The sequence below is a fragment of the Burkholderia sp. WSM2230 genome, from assembly GCF_000472445.1.
GTDB lineage: Bacteria > Pseudomonadota > Gammaproteobacteria > Burkholderiales > Burkholderiaceae > Paraburkholderia.
The window spans coordinates 1-15,412 of record NZ_AXAJ01000022.1 but is presented as its reverse complement, the minus strand read 5'-3'; the positions used below and the strand labels follow the sequence as shown (position 1 = coordinate 15,412).

15 protein-coding genes are annotated in these 15,412 nt (G+C 63.9%); 8 read left to right on the top strand and 7 right to left on the bottom strand.

Annotated elements, in window-relative coordinates:
* Nucleotides 1-57 precede the first annotated feature (57 nt).
* From A3AC_RS0127490 to A3AC_RS0127475, 4 genes are all read left to right on the top strand, one after another.
* Nucleotides 58-2,376 carry a sigma 54-interacting transcriptional regulator gene (locus tag A3AC_RS0127490; RefSeq protein ID WP_025602652.1) on the top strand — a complete coding sequence of 773 codons (2,319 nt, stop codon included), beginning with the start codon at nt 58-60 and terminating at the stop codon, nt 2,374-2,376.
* Entirely contained in the window at nt 2,366-3,592 is a 1,227-nt protein-coding gene (locus tag A3AC_RS0127485) for a DUF917 domain-containing protein (protein ID WP_025602650.1), read from the top strand. The genes A3AC_RS0127490 and A3AC_RS0127485 overlap by 11 nt, the downstream gene beginning before the upstream one ends.
* A complete protein-coding gene (locus A3AC_RS0127480) occupies nt 3,589-4,314 on the top strand; it encodes an aspartate/glutamate racemase family protein (protein WP_025602649.1) in 726 nt (241 codons plus the stop codon). Before A3AC_RS0127485 ends, A3AC_RS0127480 begins: the two co-directional genes overlap by 4 nt.
* A gap of 810 nt (nt 4,315-5,124) precedes the next feature.
* Entirely contained in the window at nt 5,125-5,316 is a 192-nt protein-coding gene (locus A3AC_RS0127475; protein ID WP_232231993.1) for a hypothetical protein, read from the top strand.
* Between the two features lie 27 nt (nt 5,317-5,343).
* Here the strand turns inward: A3AC_RS0127475 and A3AC_RS0127470 are convergent, their stop codons facing one another.
* From A3AC_RS0127470 to A3AC_RS0127455, 4 genes are all read right to left on the bottom strand, one after another.
* Nucleotides 5,344-6,552 (bottom strand): MFS transporter, encoded by a 1,209-nt coding sequence (locus tag A3AC_RS0127470; RefSeq protein WP_025602645.1) that lies wholly within the window; start codon nt 6,550-6,552, stop codon nt 5,344-5,346.
* A 99-nt stretch (nt 6,553-6,651) separates the two neighbouring features.
* Nucleotides 6,652-7,050, bottom strand: a complete 399-nt coding sequence (locus A3AC_RS0127465) for a hypothetical protein (protein ID WP_025602643.1) — start codon at nt 7,048-7,050, stop codon at nt 6,652-6,654.
* Between the two features lie 70 nt (nt 7,051-7,120).
* Nucleotides 7,121-9,190 carry a TonB-dependent receptor gene (locus A3AC_RS0127460; protein ID WP_051361691.1) on the bottom strand — a complete coding sequence of 690 codons (2,070 nt, stop codon included), beginning with the start codon at nt 9,188-9,190 and terminating at the stop codon, nt 7,121-7,123.
* 306 nt (nt 9,191-9,496) lie between these two features.
* Nucleotides 9,497-10,147, bottom strand: a complete 651-nt coding sequence (locus A3AC_RS0127455) for an FMN-dependent NADH-azoreductase (protein WP_025602639.1) — start codon at nt 10,145-10,147, stop codon at nt 9,497-9,499.
* A gap of 125 nt (nt 10,148-10,272) precedes the next feature.
* Between A3AC_RS0127455 and A3AC_RS0127450 the strand changes: the two genes are divergently transcribed.
* The gene (locus A3AC_RS0127450; protein ID WP_025602637.1) at nt 10,273-11,160 is read left to right on the top strand and encodes a LysR substrate-binding domain-containing protein; all 888 of its coding nucleotides are present in this window, start codon (nt 10,273-10,275) and stop codon (nt 11,158-11,160) included.
* 60 nt (nt 11,161-11,220) lie between these two features.
* Here the strand turns inward: A3AC_RS0127450 and A3AC_RS0127445 are convergent, their stop codons facing one another.
* The 3 genes from A3AC_RS0127445 to A3AC_RS0127435 form a co-directional block, all read right to left on the bottom strand.
* Nucleotides 11,221-12,174 (bottom strand): universal stress protein, encoded by a 954-nt coding sequence (locus A3AC_RS0127445; protein ID WP_025602635.1) that lies wholly within the window; start codon nt 12,172-12,174, stop codon nt 11,221-11,223.
* A gap of 51 nt (nt 12,175-12,225) precedes the next feature.
* Nucleotides 12,226-12,915 carry a CBS domain-containing protein gene (locus A3AC_RS0127440; protein ID WP_025602633.1) on the bottom strand — a complete coding sequence of 230 codons (690 nt, stop codon included), beginning with the start codon at nt 12,913-12,915 and terminating at the stop codon, nt 12,226-12,228.
* Nucleotides 12,916-13,063: 148 nt separating this feature from the next.
* Entirely contained in the window at nt 13,064-13,960 is an 897-nt protein-coding gene (locus tag A3AC_RS0127435; RefSeq protein ID WP_025602631.1) for a LysR family transcriptional regulator, read from the bottom strand.
* Nucleotides 13,961-14,177: 217 nt separating this feature from the next.
* On the opposite strand from A3AC_RS0127435, the gene sdhC reads away from it, so the two are divergent.
* From sdhC to A3AC_RS29565, 3 genes are all read left to right on the top strand, one after another.
* Nucleotides 14,178-14,594 (top strand): succinate dehydrogenase, cytochrome b556 subunit, encoded by a 417-nt coding sequence (sdhC, locus tag A3AC_RS0127430; RefSeq protein ID WP_025602629.1) that lies wholly within the window; start codon nt 14,178-14,180, stop codon nt 14,592-14,594.
* Between the two features lie 2 nt (nt 14,595-14,596).
* On the top strand, nt 14,597-14,965 hold the full coding sequence (sdhD, locus tag A3AC_RS0127425; protein ID WP_013341961.1) for a succinate dehydrogenase, hydrophobic membrane anchor protein: 369 nt from the start codon (nt 14,597-14,599) through the stop codon (nt 14,963-14,965).
* Between the two features lie 4 nt (nt 14,966-14,969).
* Nucleotides 14,970-15,412: FAD-dependent oxidoreductase (locus A3AC_RS29565; protein ID WP_035475999.1), on the top strand; the 443-nt coding region annotated here is incomplete at its 3' end.

The following is a 15,412-nucleotide window of genomic DNA, read 5'->3' as shown; positions in this document are numbered from 1 at the left end:
CCAGACGGCCATTTCCGCGTTGCGCCGCACGCGGATCATGTGGAGCGTACCTGTTAAATGAGTTATACCCCTGTCGTTCCGTTCGCCCAGGAAAAGGCCGAATCCGGCTCCTTCGTGGGCGGCGCGCCGGCGTTTCGCCAGTTGGTCCGAATGATCGATCGCGTCGCGCCCACCGATCATCCACTGCTGATTTTCGGGCCGACCGGTTCGGGCAAGGAACTGGTCGCGCGCCGCGTACACGCACACAGCCAGCGCCAGGATCAACCTTTCGTCGACGTCAATTGCGGCGCGATTCCCGAGCATCTCGTCGAAGCTGAACTGTTCGGACACGTCAAGGGCGCGTTCACCGGCGCGGGCGAAAACCGTCAGGGGCTTTTCCAGCAGGTCGGCAGGGGCACGCTGCTGCTCGACGAAATCGGCGAGTTGCCGCTCGCGCTACAGCCCAAGCTGCTGCGAGTACTCGAAACGCGAACCTTCCGCCCGCTTGGGTCGTCAACCAGCCTGCAGTTTGCCGGACGCGTCGTGGCCGCGACACACCGCGACCTGCGCGAACTCGCGCGCGAGGGGCTCTTTCGCGAAGACCTGTTCTACCGCCTCGCCGTGTTCGTGCTCGCGGTGCCAGGACTCGAGCAGCGCGTGGAAGACATTCCCGCGCTCGTCAACCACTTCGCGTCACAGCACGCGCGCCGCCTGCAGTTTTCACCGGCGGCGCTGCGGCGTCTTGCGCAGCATCCGTGGCCGGGTCACATCCGGCAATTGCGCAATCTGATCAGCCAGTTGAGCGTGCTATCCGAAAGCACGGATATCGACGTCGATACGCTCGAGCCGTTTCTCGCCAACGAGGCGAGCGGACCGGTGTCGCGCGCGAGTCTCGCGGACATGCTGTTGCAACTCGAGGGCCGCGACAAGCTGAGCGCCGCCGAAGACCTGCTGATCGATCGCGCGCTCGAACGCACGAGCGGCAACAAGAGCGCGGCCGCCGCCCTGCTCGGCGTGGGCCGCAAGACCATCGAACGGCGCCTGAAGTCGCGTGAGGAACATCATCGGGAAGCGCGCAAGTGCCTCGAACATGCGACGGCGTTGATCGAAGAATCGAAATTCGCTGAAGCGATTCCGCCGCTGCGCCGCTGTCTCGACGTGCTGCAAACGCCGAACGAACAGGAAGCCGTGCGCCGCCTTCAGTTCGACGCCTATCGCCTGCTCGGCATGAGCTTGCGTAGCGTGCACGGCTGGCTGTATGCGGAGGCCACCGCATGCTATGCCGCGGCACTCGCCATCGGCGAAGGCGTTTGCGCGCCCGCGGAAATCGCCGCGATCCAGTTCGGCATCTGGACCACGCAATTGACCACGCTGCAACTGAAGCAGGCGCGCGCGACCGCGCAGAACATGCTGGAGCGCGCGCAGAACGGCGGCGACCGCGTGTCGCTCGACGAAGCACACGTGGCGATGACCAACACGCTGTTCTGGCTCGGCGACAGCGAGGAAGCGCTTGCCTGTCTCGCGCGCGGCAATCTGCTCGGCGTGGGGCCCAACGACATTCGCACCGGCTCTCAAGGCATCGATCTCGCGAGTCTCGCGCTCACTTTCGAAGGGCTCGCCGCGTATCAGATCGGCGCCTTCGCACAGGCGCGCCGCGCGATGGAAATGCTGATCCTGCGTGCGTCGGAGCCGGGCGTGCACGCGCTCGCTCACGTCGTCAATCTGCAAGGCGCCGCATGGCTCGCCGCGCTCTTCGATGACATCGACCGGCTCGGCCGCCTCGCGAGCGAACTGGAATCGGTGTCCATCGCCTATGGCTTTGCGTTTTATCGCGGCGTCGGCCAGGTGCTGCGGGCCTGTCATCTCAGCGCGCTCGGTCAATCCGAAGAAGCCGAAACTGTCATGCTCGACGGCTACGATAACCATGTGGTTTGCAATGGCGGCGCGCTGTTCTATTCGTTCAAGACGTGGCATCACGGAGAACTGCTGCTGCGCGCCGGACGTGCCAGGGAATGCGAAGCAATGCTCGCAACCGCGATCGACGAAACGCTTGCCCGCCAGGAACGCGTCTACCTGGGCAAGCTGCTCGTCACGCGCGCACGCGCGCAGTGGGCGCTGGGCGACGTGAACGCGGCGGAACTGGGTCTGCGCACCGCGCTGTCGACGGCGCTCGCGTTCGGCTCCGTGCCCGCGCGGGTGGATGCCGCGCGTTACCTCGGGGACCTCTTGCGCTCCACTGGCCGCGTCGCGGAAGCGATCGAGACACTCGAGCGCGGCTTGCGTTCCTTGCCGGTAGACGCAACGCCGCGCGTGGCAGGCGCGGCAAAACTGCTGTTCGAACTCCAGCAACAGACTTCTTTCGACAACTACACCAAAGGAATCGTAAATGGCATTTGACCTACGCCGGGAAGATCTGGAACCGCTGCTCCTGGGCGCGGCTTTTTTCGGAAGCGGCGGGGGCGGCACGATCGAGTCCGCCCGGCACCTGGCCGCACATTTCGTGGCCGGCGACTACTACCCGACCGACACGGTCAAGGTGGTTTCCGTTGAAGAAGCCACCGAAGGCGCGGCCGTCATGGTCGCGTATCTCGGCGCGCCCGAAGCGATCAATTCGGCGACCTATCCGCTTGGCCCTGTGACAGCCGTGCAGAAGGTGCAGGCGCGGCTCGCATCGCAATCCACGAAACTCGCCTACGTGATGCCGCCGGAAAGCGGCGCGCTCGGCTTCACGGTGGCGGCGCTGGTGGCGGCCAAGCTCGGCCTCGCGGTGATCGACGCCGACGGCGCCGGCCGCGCCGTGCCCTCTTTGCCGATGCTCACGTTCGCCGCCGCCGGGATCGACCCGCGGCCTGCGTTCCTCGTAAGCCAGGGCGGCCTGTGCGTCGAACTCGACGTGACGCCACGCAACGGCAACTTCGGCGCCCCGACTCATCAGCGCGACGTGTCGGCGATTGTCGAACAGATGATGCGTCCGGTCGTCGCCGATCCCGAGTTCGGCCAGTTCGGCGGACTAGCGATGTGGGTCATGCAAGCGGCCGATATCGGTCGCGCGACACCGATTCGCGGCACGCTCACACGCGCGCTCGACCTCGGGCGTGCGTTGCAGGCAGGAGCAATTAGCAGCGCGCGGCAAATGGCCGACTATCTCGTCGAGCGTTGCGGGCTGGCGGCGCGGACCGTGTCGGAGCCGGGCGAACTGGTGTCGGCGGAAGTGGATACGAGCGGCGGCTTCGACGTCGGCAAGATCCGCATTCAGGCGCAGCAGCATACCTACACGGTGATGTACCAGAACGAGTCGCTGCTCGTATGGGACAGCGCATGCCCGCAGCCCATCGTGCTTGCGCCGGACAGCATTGCGTATTACGTCGGCGGCGAAGGTCAGTCTGTCTTCAGCAACGGCGATCTCGTGAACTCCGACGGCTCGTTGAACCCGGCAATCGGCAAGCGCCCGGTGACGCTGATCGCCTGGCGCGCAGAAGCGGAACTCCGCAAGCCCGGCCTGATTCTGGACAGCTTCATGCAACTGCTCAACTCGCTCAACTACCTGGGCCCGTATGTGCCGCTGCGGTCACAGCAGTCACTGCAATCCGCACGCAAGGGGGAGGCATCTTGAACTCGCCCATTCGCATCTGCGTGCTCGTGCCTGTGGCCACATCGAACTACAACCAACGCATCATGAAGGCCATCGCGCCCGTCGTGCCGCCGGACGTGCAGGTCGAGATTCGCAACATCAGCACGGGACACCCCGACATCGAGAACCGCACGAACTGGCTGCAAAACGGCATGCCGGTGGTCGAGCTCGCGCAGGCCATTGCCAACGACGGCTTCGACGGCATCTGGCTGACCGACTTCGATATGTGCGGCGTGGAAGCCGCGCGCGAGGTGATCGACATTCCGATCATCGGCGGCTTTCCGGCTTCGGCGTTCACGGCGCTTGCGCTCAGCCAGCGTTTCTCGATCGTCACGATCCTGCCGAGCACGCTCGCCATGCAGCGCGGCCATCCGCAGACATACGGCATTCAGGACACGTTCGCGTCGATTCGCGCAATCAATTGCCCGGTTGCGCAGCTCGACGACATGGACGTCGTGATCATCCGCACCTTCGACGCCGCGCTGAAAGCGATCAAGGAAGACGGCGCGCAATCCATTCTGCTCGGCTGCACGGGTTTCGTGGACGTCGCAAGCCGTGTATCCAGGATGCTCAGCGACGAAATGGGCGGCTATGTTCCGGTGATCGATCCGAATCAGGCCGGCTTCAGCTTCCTGGTGTCGCTCGTGCGGATGCAGGTGCGCCCGAGCCGGCTGACATACAGCAAGGTCAGCCTGCAGTCGTAAGTTGTCGAGTCTGTCTATCTGAGTTCGTCCGGCGCGGCGCCCGCTTGCCGCGCCGGACGTCTCGCCGGGGCCGTTCGCGCCTTGGTGTTTTCCCTGACTGCCTTCAGCTGTCCCGTCCAGATGCGGACGAAAACGCCCCTCTACGCGCCTTGCATGGCCACATGGACGAAACCGTCCACTTTTAGCACCCAACCTGGACGGGATTGACCAGAAACGCGCGGCAGGTCGACTCTGTTCGCCCGCGCATACGCGGTCTCAACGTATGGCACGGCCATTGCTTATATGAGGGCTCGCGCCGTTGAGCACCGACCGGTGCGACCGAATCTGTCCGAAATGCCGGGAGCCCGAGAGACCAAACAAGGATCGTGTGCCGTACTGTGTTCGAGCTCCGGCGTCTGGCCATGTCCCCGCCGCTCGCCGAACGATCGCCATTCATGATCGCGATGCGTCGATTAGTTATACGAACGAGTGCGGAAGCACCGACCACACCGACGACAAAGCGTCGTCGGCACCAAACCGAGAGAGGGCTGTGCTGTAGCAGTGACAGTGCGTGACCATCGCGAGCGAATGCTTCCATAGAGAAGCGGCTCACGATGCAACGCACTGAATGGCGGAAAATCCTTTGGCTATGTACCAGACGATCCGCTACGGGGTTGGTCTGGCCGCCGTTGCGTGCCCTTCGAGGGGCGGCAACGGCGGCTCGTCCTGTGTAGTGAGTCGCACAAGAACAGGCTGCATGACCAGTTCTACGCGGCGTCAGACCATTAACGACGCTGCGGGCTGACAAGACTGGCCACCACGGGTGGTTCAATGATGCACCACCACATTCTCGAAAACGAGCTCGTTCACCTCGAGCGCGTTATCTCATCGGTGTCGCAGAAGCCGTTTTCGCCGACCTATTGGCGCGAGCGGGTCGAGAACCTGAAAAGCTCGCCGCAGGCGCCGATGTACCAGCATCGAATTGCCCGCCTGTCGCGTCTCATCGCAGAACTCAACGAATAACGCGGCGTCGGCATGGCGATGCGGTAGTCAGCGCGTCGCCGTGCGCGTGTCGGGCGCCTTGCCGGCAACGAGCAGCACGATGGTGGCGATGCAGAACACCGCGCCCGCATGAAACGCGGTGGCAGCGCCCAGCTTGTCCCACAACTCACCGGCGATCACGCTCGAAAACAGCGTGACGATGCCGCTCAGCAGGTTGAAAAAGCCGAACGCGGTGCCGCGAAGCTGTGCCGGCGCGGTATGCGAGACCATAGTCGCAAGCAGCCCTTGGGTCATGCCCATGTGCAAGCCCCACAACGCGACGCCCAGCAGCACGCTGACCCAGTGGTTCCCTTGTGCGAGCACGAGATCCGCCGCGATCAGCACGAGAAGGCCTGCCATCAGCAGCCTCGTGTGGCTCATCGTGTCGGCGAGCTTGCCGAATGGATAGGCCGACAGCGAATACACGATATTCATCGCCACCATCACAAGCGGGACGAAAGCGACGGGCACGCCGCTACCCATCGCCCGCAAGACGAGGAATGCCTCGCTGAAGCGCGCGAGCGCGAACACGCCGCCAATGGCGACAACCCACCAATAGCTTGCACCGAGCTTCTTCAGGGTCTCGAGCCGGATTGGATTGACGCGTTTCGCGCCGGGCTCGCGCGCCGGCTCGTGAATGCCGACGGTCAACAGCGCGACGGCCAGCAAGCCTGGGATGACTGCAAGCCAGAACGCGAGCCGGAAGTTGTCTGCCCACACCGACATGATGACGACCGCGCACACCGGCCCCAGCACCGCGCCGATGGTGTCGAGCGACTGGCGCAAGCCGAACGCGGCGCCGCGCAAATGAACAGGCGTGACGTCCGCAACTAGCGCATCGCGCGGTGCTCCACGAATTCCCTTGCCGACTCTGTCGATCACGCGCGCGCTCACAACCACGCCGACCGTCGGTGCAATCGCGAAGAGCGGCTTGCTCAGCGCGCCCAATGCATAGCCCGCCACCGCGAGCCACTTCCGGTTGCCGAGATAATCGCTGAGCGCGCCGGAGAACACCTTCACGATGGGCGCCGTTGCCTCGGCAATGCCTTCTATCAGACCGATGGTCGCGGCGCTCGCGCCGAGGCTCAGCATCAGGAACATCGGCAGAAGGCTATGGATGATCTCCGACGAGACGTCCATCAGAAGGCTCACGCAGCCTAGTACCCAGACGCTTCGCGGGATGCTTTCGAGCACGCTGATTCGGAATCGGACTTGCATCTGTGTGTTCCGTATGCGAAAGGGTCGCGCATTGAACCGGCACAATCAGAGGAGGCGGAGAAGCGCGGGGACGGCCACGAGGCGCAAGACTCTGGCGACTCACTCCTGGCACTGCACGTCCTTTCTCGGCACCGCGATGAGAACGGGATAGGTGCCGTGGTCGAGTTCGACGCGTGCAACCACGGCGGTCAGCGAACTGTCGATCTGATCGTAGACACTGACCTGTTCCCGCCGCAGCGTGGTGATGCCGGTACATGCGGACGCACGGCCCTCATCGGAAATCCGGCATTGGATCGGATTGTCGGCCAGGTAGCGATACTGGTCGCGCGCGGGCGTCGCAAGGTATTCGCGCACGCTCTGCTCGGACCCGCCCACGCCGGTGACTTTTCCGATCGCACATTGCAGTGCGCCGGTATCGCCTTTTGCGGACGTTTGAGCGTTAGCGGCCGTACTCGCTGCGAACGCTGCAGCAAGGGTCAATGCAAGGTGGTATCTCATCGCGCATGTCACGTTGTCGGGCTGAAGTGCTGAATTGTAAAGGCACCTCGCCCGACCGGCTCACTGCGCGTCAGAACCGCGTGCGCAAGCCCACCATCACGCTTCGGCCACCCTCTGGCGCGATGTCCCGGACCACTGAACTCGCATAGCGAATGTCCTGGTTCGTCAGGTTATCGCCGCGTAGATACGCGAGCCAGTTCGTCGCGCCAACGCGGAACTTGTAGGTGAGAAGCAAGCCGAGCTTCGTATAACTGGCCGTCGGCAGATCGTTCTCGGGCACGCGGTGCTGACCCCACGCGTGCTCGAGTTCGGCACGCGCGCCGAATGCCCCGTAGCCATAGTCGACAGCGACTGTGGCGCGCAGCGGCGCGATGCGCGGCAACGCCTGATCGTTGTCCACGTTGCGCGCATGCGTGTAGTCGCCGGCGACCTCCACGTCCACCTGATGCAGGCCCTTCTGCAAAACGCGCCACTTGCCGTCGAGTTCGATGCCGTAAAACTCCGCGGCCACGCCGCGGTACACGGCTTCGTTCAGCGCGCCGTCGGTGCCGGGCGCGACGACCTGGTCGGAGTCGTCCACGAGACGCCCTGTGTTGAACTCGGTCAGATAATTTTTGAAGCGGCTGTAAAACACGCCGACGCTGCCCTTGTTCGGGCCGCTTGCGAACCGCAGCGACAGATCGGTCGACACGGCCTTTTCCTTTTGGGCATCCGGGTTGCCGATCAGGTACTGGCCGGTCGCGCCATGCGGACCGTTGGCATACAGCTCGTACAACGCAGGCGCCCGCTCGGTGTAGCCGACGTTGCCCGCCACGGACCACAGCGGTGTCAGCTTGTAGAGCGCGCCGAGCGATGCGCTCACCGCGTTGAAGTCCCGGTCGCGCGCGCTCGCGAACTTGTCGTTGCCGGCCGCCGTCGGCTGCTGTTTGACGTGCTCGTAGCGGGCGCCGGCGCTCAGCGTGAGCGCATCCGTGACGTTCCACTCTTCCAGCCCGAAGAGTGCGACGTTCGTCGTTTGCGTGGTCGGTACGAGCGCCTCGTCGCCCAAGGCGGAAAAAGTGTTCTGGCTGAGCTGAACGCCAACCGCACCCTCGAACGGACCCATCTTGCGATGGCGGGCCTCGATGCGTGCCTCGTAACCATGGTTGCGGAACGTGGTGCTGGTCTCGCCGTTGTCGATTTCCTTGTGCTCGTAGTCCGTATAGCCGAAGTCGAATTTGAGTTGCGAGAACGGTCCGCGCAGGTTGCGCACTTCCGATGCAAAGGCCACATGGTCCTGGCGCATGCGCAGACGCACGTTGTCCTCCGCGACCGAGCCGTAGTTCGCCTCGTAGCCGTTGTACGACAGGCCCGCGTAACCGTCGGCCCATGTGTAGGCGCCGCCGAGCGCGCCGCCATGCCAGCGGCCGTCGCTGTTCGGCAGGCTGCCGTAGGCCTCGTCCGCGTCGGGACCGTCGAGCGCGCGCTGGCGGTCCGAGTGCGCAAAGCCGGGAATGCGCTCCTTGCTCGTTTCGCGGTCGAACGCGTCGACGTGAAACGCAAACTGCCCGTTGCCGCCCTCCACCTGAGCCGCGCCGGCGCGCGCGTTGTTTGCGCCGCCGTAGCTCGCATCGACGCCGCCCGTCAGCCCCTTGATCGGCTCACGCGGAATCCGGTTGTCGATCGTGTTCACCACGCCGCCGATCGCATTGCCGCCATACAGCAGCGCCGCCGGTCCGCGCACGATCTCGACGCGCTCGATAGTGAGCGGCTCCTGTGGAACCGCATGATCGTAGGACAACGACGACGCGTCCCACGCGGCCACGCCGTTCTGCAGAATGCGGATGCGGTCGCCGTCCATGCCCCGGATGATGGGGCGCCCCACCATCGGACCATAGGTCGTGGTGGACACGCCGGGCAAGCCGTTTAGCGTCTCGCCGAGCGAGTTGGTCTGACGGCGCGTCAGCGCGTCGCCGTACAACGCAGTTGCGGGAGCGATCAGGTCGGTATCGCCCAACGGATTGGCGGTGACGAACACCGGTGCGAGCGAGCCGGCCGGCGTCTGCGTTGCATTCTGAGCCGGACCCGAGGTATCGGACTGCGCATGCGCCAATGCGGCGAGCAACGCTAGTGAAAGCGGCGACAACCGAAGCGCGCGCATGGAAGTGCGTCGAGAGTATTTATTCACAGTCTTTTCGAGGGTTCGCTTTTACACCGGGCGCGCTTTTCCAGCAACGTTAGAACGTTGCGCTCCATAAGCGAACTATTCCGGACTGACACTGAGGGACCGGGACGTGCGCTAAAGACTGCGCAGCAACTCGTCCCGCTCAATGCAGGCGGAATGATATAACGTAACATTTCTTGCGTAAACTAACATCCAACCAACGGCGTGACGGCGAGTGCAGGCACGACCGCAAGCAAGCGTCGCCAGTTGCAGCGACGCCGCACCTCGCGCACTGCGCCTCAACTACTTTGCGGCACAAACAGCGCTCGACCTCGCGAGAGCAACGGCCCGCTCGCACGCCGCCTGTCTCGCAGCGTGGTCGACCTCCGGTCCCAACAGCGTCTTCTCGACGACGATCGACTCGACATCCGTCACGCCCACCGAGCGCAACCACGCCTCCATGAACGGCCGTTGATGATCGAATGAATGCGCGGGCGTGATCGAGTCGATCGAGTAATCGAGACCTCGCGCGTAAATCACCACGACGTTCTTGCCTCGGAGCAGGCCGGTGAGTCCTCGATCGTCGAAAGAAAAGAGCACGTTTCGTTGCGATACGACGTCGATAAAGTGCTTCAGCTTGTACGGAATCGAGAAATTCCACAGCGGCACCGAGAACAGCAGCGTGTCCGCGTCGTGCAACCGCTGCGCGAGTTGGCGAATCCGGGACCACGCTTTCTGCTGTCCTTCAGTGAAGGCCGTACCGCTCAGGTCGGCGTATTTGGCCTCGAGGGTATCGCCGTCGAATTCCGGCAATTCGGTCGACCACAAATCGAGCACGTCGATTCGAGGGTCCGGATGAACTTCCCAATAGGTGTCCAGATAAACGCGCGCCACTTCGAGCGACGCGGACCGCTTTTTACGCGGCGACGATTCGACATGCAGCAGGGTCGGCATGAGCTTGCTCCACACAGGTTGAGGTGCAGCAATCACAACATATTTCAAAGAGAAATTTAAACGAAGTATAGTGAGCCGATTCAGTCGCAATCGCACTGAATCGGCTATTCGAAGGGGAGCGTGCCGTGTTCGATACCGTCTTGTTGCGTTCGTTTGTGGCGGTCGTGAAGGAAGGCGGCTTCACGCATGCCGCCGCGCGTCTGAACCTGACGCAGTCGGCGGTGAGCGCTCACGTGCGGCGCCTCGAGAACCAGATTGGCCGCGAGCTGCTCGCGCGCACCACGCGCTCCGTCGCGCTTACCGCGGACGGCGAATTGCTGCTCGGCTATGCGCGCGCGATCATCGCGCTGAACCAGGATGCGCAGGCGCAACTGTCGCGCGCGCCCAACCAGGGCGAGGTCCGTGTGGGCCTATCGGAGGACCTCTCCAACGTGCGGCTGATGAACGTGATGCAGGCGTTTGCCGTGCGCTACCCTCGCATCGCTTTCAGTGTGCGCGTCGGGATTCCCGCCGATCTGCTGGTCGCGATGGATCAGGGCGAACTGGACGTGGTGATCGGCGGCCGCTGCGACGGCGGTCGTCCCGGGCAGGTGCTGTGGCGCGAGCCTTTGGTGTGGGTGGGAGCGGAATGGTCTTCGCTGACGCGGGGCGTGTCCGTACCGCTCGCGCTGTTCCCCGAACCGTGTCCTTATCGCGAGGCCGCGCTCGCCGCACTGGCGCGCGCCGGCGTGGAATACCGCATCGCGCTCGTGGGCTCGAGCGTCGCGGGCCTGCGCGCCGCGGCGCAAGCCGGCTTTGCGGTCACGCCAATGGTCCATACGCAACTTGTGAACGGCTTGCGCGTGATGCCTGCCGATGCCGGTCTGCCTGCGCTGCCGGACGTCGAGTTCACGATGTTCGCTGCGGGCGGCTCCTCTCCGAACATCGCTGATGAACTGGGCAGCGCGGTCGCGCAGGCGTTCGCGCACATGGCGGATGCGGCAGAAGCGCGACGGGCGCGGGCAAACGCGTAACACCCATACCCGCACAAACGCCTGGCTGGCGTCGTGAACGGCGCTCCGGCGGCCGCCGGTTCATTCGCCGCGCACAGGCCGCGCGAGCAGGACTGGCGTACAGGCCAGACGCGCAGTGCGCGCGGCGACACTGCCGAGCAGCCAGCGCGCGACGCCGCGTCGTCCATGCGTGCCGAGGACCAGCAGGTCCGCATGCCACCGCTCTGCATCACGCACGATGGCGTGCGGCACATCATCGCTGACGGGCTCTGTTTTAACGAGCGCGGTCTCCGCCCTGTTCGCGACAGTTTCGAAGACGCTTCTCGCTCTTGCCAGAGCCGCCTCGCCTTCTTCGGTGAAAGCCTCCTCGAGGACATGGATCGGCACGAAATCCGTCAACCGCACCGCACGGTCGATCACATAGATCGCGCGCAAACGCGATTCCGGCCGGGCGAGCCGACAACCCGCATGCAGCGCATCCAGCGACGCCGCGCTGCCGTCGAGTGCAAAAAGAATCCGCTGAGGCGATGGACCGATGTCGGCCTCATAACCGGCAGGCACGATGAGTATCGAACACAGCGCGCGCGTGCTGACGAACTCGGACACGGTGCCCTCCACCCAGCGCATGATGCCGTGATGCTGACGCGCGCCGACGACGAGCAGATCTGCGTTCCATTCGGCCGCCGCATCGATCAGCGCATTCGCCGTGTAGCCGCCTTGCCTTGAAATTTCGATCACGCCCGACTCGACCTCGATACCCGCGTCCACGAACATCTTTCTTGCACGCTCCGCCGCCTGTTCGGCATCGCGTGCGAGTTCGGCTCGCGCGAGCCGCAGCTCGGCGTCCGTCATCGATCCGAGCGGCAACAGAATGCGGGGATTTTCAGCCACGCTCACGATGCGGATCAGCGCGCCGGGCAGCGTCATGTGGCAAACGTAGTCCGCCGCGCGCGCCGATTCCGGCGAGGCGTCCACGGCAAGGAGAATCCGCGTGATTGCACGGGCGGCGTCGACGCCGCGCTCGCTTGAACTCATGATCCCGTCTCCACGTGGTTCGGCTGGCGCAGCTGCGCCGGCCGGCGGTTCTCAAATGCCCGGCATCACCGGATACGGCTCGGTGTGGTCTTCGATGCGTTTGACGCCCGGTATGTTTTGCGCGGCGACGCGAACCGCATTCACAGCATCCGCCGACTGAAACACACCCCACAGATGCACGACGCCATCGGTCACGAGGATGTTGCGGCCGGCAAAAGCCCATTTGCGGCCCGCCAGTTCGCCCATCAGAATGGCGCGGATTTCGGCGTCCGAAAGCGTGGCCTTCGAAACCGGCTCATCCGGCACGCTTGCGAGCGCCTGCACGAGGTTCGCGCGGCTGACGATGCCGACGAGCCTTCCCGCCTCCGTCACCGGCACGCGCTTGATGCGTCGTGTCTCGAGAATACCGGCCACCTCGCCGAGCGGCGTGTCGGGCTCGACCGTGACCACGTCCGTGGTCATTACATCGCTCACTTTGGCCGCATGCGTTTTCACGTAATCGCGCGCGTCGTGGCTCGCGGACCAGAAATCGAGCCACGACACGCGCTTGCGTTCGTCGGTGCCAATTTCGCTGCGTCGAAGCAGATCGCCCTCGCTGATCATGCCGAGGACGCCGCCCTCGGGATCGAGCACCGGCGCGCCGCTGATACGGTTCTCGATAAACAGTCTGGCGACCTCGCGAATGGTCATGTCGGGTGTGACCGAGATGACGTTGCTGGTCATGACATCGGATGCGCGCATGGCAAGCCTCCTGAGTTGTTACATGATGGTGTGATTCCAGATTAGGACGGCGCCGCGTATCCCCGTTTGACATGGATCATGCCGAAGCAGCCTGGACGCATTCGTGCGCGCATCCGTCTCGGCGCTCTTTAGGAGCGGGCGTGAGCCTTCAAGTGATGGACGCGCCCAGCGCAAACGCCTTCTGAAGAAAATTTGCCGTCTTCGCCGGCGCTGCCTCCATACGCGAGGCCAGCGAGAGCCGGATCGAAATGGCGTTGCCGAGCACGTCGGTATAAGCGACGCCTTCCACGCGGATCTGACACACGGAAGCCGGCACCAGCGACACACCGAACTCCGCCGCCACCAGATTCACCACCGACGAGAGCTGCGGCGCCTGTTGCCCGGCGATCGGCTCGAAGCCCGCCTCCCTGCACGCCCCGACGATGACGTCATGCAGCGTGGGACTCGCCTCTCGCGGCAACATCACGAATGGGTCTTCGGCCAACGCCGAGAGAGGAATTCTGCGTTTCTTCGCGAGACGATGCGTGGCCGGCAAGACGACCCGCATAGGCTCGATTGCGATGTGATGGAATTGCACGCCCGCCGGCGACTGGCTGCCAAGGCGCACGAAAGCCACATCCACGCGGCCGTCGCCGAGATAGGCGAGCAGTTGCGCCGTGTTGCCCTCCGCGAGCGTGAGCGTGACGTTCGGATAATCCTGCCGATAACCGCGAATCAGCTTCGAGACGACCGGGTTGAACGCAGCGGACCCGGTAAAGCCGATATTCAACTGCCCGATCTCGCCGCGCCCCGCGCTCTGCGCTTTTTCGACCGCCAGGCGCGTGTCGTACAGGATGCGCTGCGCGTCGACGGCGAATGCCTCGCCTGCCTCCGTCAACACGACGCCATGGCCTGTGCGGCGAAACAGCCGCACGCCGATTTCGGCTTCGAGCGCATGAATCTGCTGGCTGAGCGGCGGCTGGCCAATCCCCAGTCTTTCGGCCGCGCGCGTGACGTTGCGCTCCTCGGCGACTGCAAGAAAGTAGCGGATATGGCGCAGTTCCATCTGATATCTATAAAAACTATTTCAGTAAGACGCGATAGATATTGGACAGTATATCAGCGGTGCGACAAAATATCGCCATCGCGCAGTCCGCGTCCTATAAGTCTCCCCGCAATGCAGAGCCTTTCATTTTTATGCGATGAAGGCAGGACGAGCCGCGCCGATCGGGGCGCGCGGCGGTGCGCCGTTGTATTTATCTAGTGAAGCGAAGGGGTCTACTGTGGCTGACACATTAAAAAAACCGAGGCCGGAATTCCGGAACATCGGTATCGGGCAGATATTGACGGCGTATCGCCTGCCTCTTGCAGGGCGCGTGTCGATCCTGCATCGCGTGAGCGGCGGCCTGCTGTTCGTCGCCCTGCCGTTCCTGCTTTACCTCTTCGACCAGAGCCTGACCTCCGAGCTGAGCTTCGAGGGCTTCAGGGCCTTTTTCTCCAACCTCATCGTCAAGCTCGTCGTGCTGGTGCTCGGCTGGGCCTACCTGTTCCATTTCTGCGCGGGCGTGCGCCATCTGCTGATGGACACCAACCACGAAGCGGTCACGAAAGAAAAGGGCAAGCAGACCTCGATCGTGGTGTTCGTCGTGTCGTCGCTGCTGACTCTCGCCTTCGCGCTCAAACTCTTCGGAGCATTCTAAAAATGGCAGCCCCTAACCGGATCGGCTCAAAGCGCCTCGTCGTCGGCGCGCACTACGGCCTGCGCGACTGGCTCGCGCAGCGCCTCACCGCCTGCGTGATGGCCATCTACACGGTGATCCTGCTCGCCTGGTTCTTCGGCGCGCGCGACTTTTCCTACGAGGGCTGGGCCTCGATCTTCGCCACCCAGTGGATGAAGCTCGCCACCTTCGTCACGCTGCTCTCGCTGTTCTATCACGCGTGGGTCGGCATCCGCGACATCTGGATGGACTATGTGAAGCCCGTTGGCACGCGCCTGTTGCTGCAGGCGCTGACGATCGTCTGGCTGCTCGCGTGTGCGGGCTACGCTGCGCAGATTCTCTGGAGAGTATAAAAGCATGGCTGCAATCAGGAATGCCCTGCCGCGTCGCAGGTTCGACGTGGTCATCGTCGGCGCGGGCGGCTCGGGAATGCGCGCGTCGCTGCAACTGGCGCGCGCCGGTCTGTCGGTGTGCGTGCTCTCGAAAGTGTTTCCCACGCGCTCGCACACGGTCGCCGCACAGGGCGGCATCGGCGCCTCGCTTGGCAACATGAGCGAGGACAACTGGCACTATCACTTCTACGACACGATCAAGGGCTCNGACTGGCTNGGCGACCAGGACGCGATCGAGTTCATGTGCCGCGAAGCGCCGAACGCCGTCTACGAACTCGAGCACTTCGGCATGCCGTTTGACCGCAACGCGGACGGCACGATCTACCAGCGCCCGTTCGGCGGCCACACCGCGAACTATGGCGAAAAGCCCGTGCAGCGCGCCTGCGCGGCGGCTGACCGCACCGGTCA